The sequence below is a fragment of the Geomonas sp. genome (assembly GCF_056994735.1).
On the sequence record NZ_JBXKJL010000350.1, the window covers coordinates 1 to 4,190 of the forward strand.

At 59.3% G+C, this 4,190-nt stretch carries 4 protein-coding genes; all 4 read left to right on the forward strand.

Annotated elements, in window-relative coordinates; translation table 11 throughout:
• The coding region (locus tag AC11W3_RS15200) for a 4Fe-4S dicluster domain-containing protein (protein WP_484093284.1) at positions 1-1,146 on the forward strand (1,146 nt) is incomplete at its 5' end.
• A 252-nt stretch (positions 1,147-1,398) separates the two neighbouring features.
• On the forward strand, positions 1,399-3,108 hold the full coding sequence (locus tag AC11W3_RS15205) for a methyl-accepting chemotaxis protein (RefSeq protein ID WP_484091886.1): 1,710 nt from the start codon (positions 1,399-1,401) through the stop codon (positions 3,106-3,108).
• Between the two features lie 325 nt (positions 3,109-3,433).
• Positions 3,434-3,856, forward strand: a complete 423-nt coding sequence (locus tag AC11W3_RS15210; protein ID WP_484093285.1) for a MarR family winged helix-turn-helix transcriptional regulator — start codon at positions 3,434-3,436, stop codon at positions 3,854-3,856.
• A gap of 58 nt (positions 3,857-3,914) precedes the next feature.
• Positions 3,915-4,190 (forward strand): MFS transporter (locus AC11W3_RS15215; protein ID WP_484093286.1); only part of this gene is annotated, 276 nt, incomplete at its 3' end.

A 4,190-nucleotide genomic window follows, 5' to 3' on the forward strand; every position in this document is an offset into this window, starting at 1 on the left:
CCACTAAAGCCCTTTTCCGCCGCCAAGGCCGGTCGCATTTGGAAGATCACCGAAGACAAGGCGCGAAGCAGACTGGAAGCCCTTGCTTCGCGGGGGATGATGCTCGACCTGGAGCACGAGGACAGGACGCTGTACATCCTGCCGCCGCCAATGGCCGGCTTCTTCGAATTCTCCCTGATGCGTTTGCGCCCGGACATCGACCAGAAGAAGCTCTCCACCCTCTTCTTCCGGTACATCAACGTCGACGATGCCTTCATCCGCGACCTCTTTGCCGAGGGTGAAACGTCGATTGGGAGGGTGCTGGTCAACGAGCCGGCAATTCCACCTGAAGAGGTCTCGCAGGTGCTCGATTATGAGCGGGCAAGCGAGATCATCCGCGGCGCGAGCCATATCTCCGTGGGGATTTGTTACTGCCGGCACAAGATGTCCCATCTGAACCGTGCCTGCGACGCCCCGATGGACGTCTGCATGACGCTGAACCACACCGCCGCCTCCCTGATACGGCACGGCATCGCACGCAAAGCGGATGCTACCGAGGGGCTCGACATCCTCCAGCAGGCGAGAGCGCGGAATCTCGTCCAGTGCGCGGACAACGTGCGGAAAGGGGTGAACTTCATCTGTCACTGCTGCGGCTGCTGCTGCGAGGGGCTCCTTGCCATCCGCCGGCTCTCCATCCCCAGCGCCATGTACACCACCAACTTCATCCAGCGGACCGACTGCCGGAACTGTTGCGGATGCGGCAAGTGCGCCAGGATCTGCCCGACAGGCGCCATTTCGGTGGCGACCATTGACAGCGGCGGGAAGGGTTCGAAGGTGGCGAGATTGGACCGGGAGATCTGTCTCGGATGCGGGGTCTGCGTTGGGAACTGCCCGGTGGGAGCGATAACCCTGGTGGCGAGGGAGAGGCGGATCCTGACGCCGGCCAACACCGCCCACCGGCTGGTGCTGATGGCGATCGAGCGGGGGAAGCTGCAGAACCTCATCTTCGACAACCAGGCCTACCTGAGCCATCGGATGATGGCGGCGATACTGGGCGCGATCTTGAAGCTCCCCCCGGTAAAGCGCGTCCTGGCCAGCCGCCAGCTGAAGTCCCGCTACCTGGATCGCATCATGGCCGACCTGGAAGTCGATACCTTTTCGAGCTGAAGACACCCCGCCTCACACGACGCCAAGGCCGCCGACCTCCCCCCTTGAAACCACCATCCCCTCGCATGCCCCCTTCTGCATCCCGCCAGCCGACTTTACCGCCGCTTTCGCACCTCCTCCTGCAGCCCTTCACCCTGCTCGTGACAACTGGGTGTTAAACAACATTTTTATCGGCTGCGCTGTGTCGGAAAGATTGACACTTAATCACAAACGAAGTATCGTAACATTCCAAAATCGCTATATAGGAAAGCCATGTACATCCGCAAATACCTATCCTCCTTGCGCAGCACCTATATCTTCATGTCCTGCTTCGGCCTGCTGATCGGAGCGGTCTTCCCGTTCTACTCGTGGCTCTTTTTCGGTGTTAAGGCGTTCTCTCCGCTGTACGTGTTGGGCTGCCTCGCCGCGGGCTTCATCGTAGGTTCCTTCTGCTACCGCGTCATCAAGGAGGCCCTCAAGCTCTACGTCGAGCGGCAGTTGGCGGGTCTGGGCAAGATCACGGGAGAGAAGGCCGCCGCTGCCATCATGGACAGTACGGATGAACTCCAGCAGCTCATGGAGTTCAACGAGGCCCTGATGAACAAGGTCATCGTCATGGTTGAAAATGTGTCCCGACTTACCTCGGACATTTTCATCCGTCACGGGCACCTTGCCGGCAACTTCAGCCACATGCTGAGCGGCAATGAGAGACAGGCCCTGAGAGGCAAGGATAGCCTCGATGCCGTCCACAAAATGAACGTCTTTTTCAAGGACCTCATCAGGGAGATCGAGGACATCTCCAGCCGTACCGAAGAGCGCGCAACCATTTCCACGGAGATGAGCTCGAACACTGACGACATCGCGCTGAACATCAAGGAGTACTCCTCTTTGGTGATGGAGACCTCCGCCTCGATCGAGGAGATGGCCCTCAGCATCAAGGAGACCACCGCCAACACCCAAGCGCTCGCCTCCTCCACCGAGCAGACCTACCATTCCATCAACGCCATCGCCGCCGCCACGAGCGACGTCCGGGACAGAACCCGCCGAAGTTCCCAGTGCTCGGAAAAGGTCATGCTCCAGGCAAAAGAGGGGATGGACGCAATGTCTGCCACCATCGCCACCATGATGGAGATCGAACGGAGCAGCGATCGCTCGGTCGAGGCCATCAACAGGCTTTCGGTTCACTCCTTGAGGGTCGGGGAGATCCTGGACATCCTGAAAGAGGTGGTCTCCCAGACCACGCTCCTTTCCCTCAATGCTTCCATCATCGCTGCCCAGGCCGGAGACCGGGGCAAGGCCTTCGCCGTAGTCGCCGAGGAAGTGCGCGGATTGGCCAAAAGAACCGCGGCCTCCACCGACGAGATCGAGGAACTGGTCAGGAACATCCACAGCGAGACCGCGGCAGCCGAAAAGGCTGCCAAGCACAGCAAGGAGAAGGTCGCCGAAGGGGTTGCCGTATCGGAAAAGGCCAGTGAAACGCTGAAAAGGATAGAGGAGAGCGCTGCCGAGGCGTCGCGGATGGCGCAAGGGATCGCTGCGGCAACCGACGACCAGGCATCGGGAAGCGTCCTCATCACTGCGGAGTCGGAGAAAAACCTCCAACGGGTCAAGCAGCTAACCAGCGCGATTTCCGAGGAGGAGAAAGGTGCCGGGCTGATCGTACGCACCCTCGAGCGGATGCGGGAGTTCACCAGGAAAATAGCCGCATCGACTGACGAGCAGGCGCGAGGGAACCGTCTCTACATGAAAAGCGTGGCCGACGACAGCGACCGGGTCAAAGACCTGAAGGAAAACTGCTTCCAGCAGATCATGATGGGAGACGTGCTGCGCAACGAAGTGACCGAAGTCAGCCGCCTCATGGAAGCCAACGCGGAAGAGGCAAAACGGGTCATGACAGAGATCGAAACCATCAACAGCCAGATCGTAGCCATCCAGCAGGAGATGGCGAGCTTCAGGCACCAACCCGCTGACACCCCCCTGTAAAACTCCCGTTCCGGCCTTGGCAGCAGGGCCGGCGTAGTTCAGACCGACGTTGCCCCGGTTGTTGTCCCCGCCCCCATTGTAAACCTCCCCGCCAGTCATTTTTTGTACAGAAGCGCGTGTCTTCCGCTATGAGATTGTCATCCCCGAATGCCCTTATCGGGGATCCAGATTTCACCTCGTTTAGGTGCTGGATTCCCGACCAGAATCGCTTCGGGAATGACTTTGGAAGCCGGCGGAAGATTGGTCCTATTCGGGTTTTTTGTTGACTTGTGCCTATATAGTTGCATATAACAACTATATGACAAATCCTGCCGGTCCGTACATATTGAACAAATCTCTCGGGCACCTGGCTTCGCGCTTTTCGCGGGTGATACTGCGGCGCATGAACGCGGCGCTGGCGCAGCGCGAGTTGCCGATCACAGCGGAGCAGTACTCGCTCCTGATACAACTGTGGGACAGTAACGGCCTCACCCAGGGGGCGCTCGCCGAAAAGACGGAAAAGGACAAGACGACGATGGCGCGCCTGGCAGCAGGGCTGGAGTCGCGGGGACTGATAGTCCGCCTCCCGAGCCCCAATGATGCGAGGGAGCGCCTGCTTTACCTGACGGACACGGGAAAACAGCTGATGGATGAAGCAACGAAGCTCGCCAGGGGCCTCCTCGAAGAGGCCCAACAGGGGATAAGCGAGGGGGAGTTGGAGGTCTGCCTTGACGTCCTCCGCCGCGCCTATGCCAACCTGTCCAGGTGAGCCCTTCGTTTTAGCTTAATAGTTGTATCACGCAACTTTTTTGGAGGTTTTTGCAGTTATGAGAGCAGCATCCACGACACTCCCGGCAGACATGACCAAATTCCAGCTCACAGGCTTCGTGCTGATTCTCGGCGCGCTGACAGCCTTCAGCGCCATGTCGATCGACATGTATCTCCCCGCTTTCCCCGAGATTTCCAGGGATCTCAAGGTGCCGCTGACCACGGTGCAGCTCTCCGTCTCCGCCTTTCTTTTTGGCTCCGCCATAGGACAGCTCTTCTACGGACCTCTCGCGGACCGGTGGGGCAGGCGCACTCCCCTTCTGATGGGGCTATCG

Coding starts and splice junctions, on each gene's coding strand:
- AC11W3_RS15205 (WP_484091886.1), top strand. CDS start 1,399: ATGTACATCCGCAAATACCTATCCTCCTTGCGCAGCACCTATATCTTC.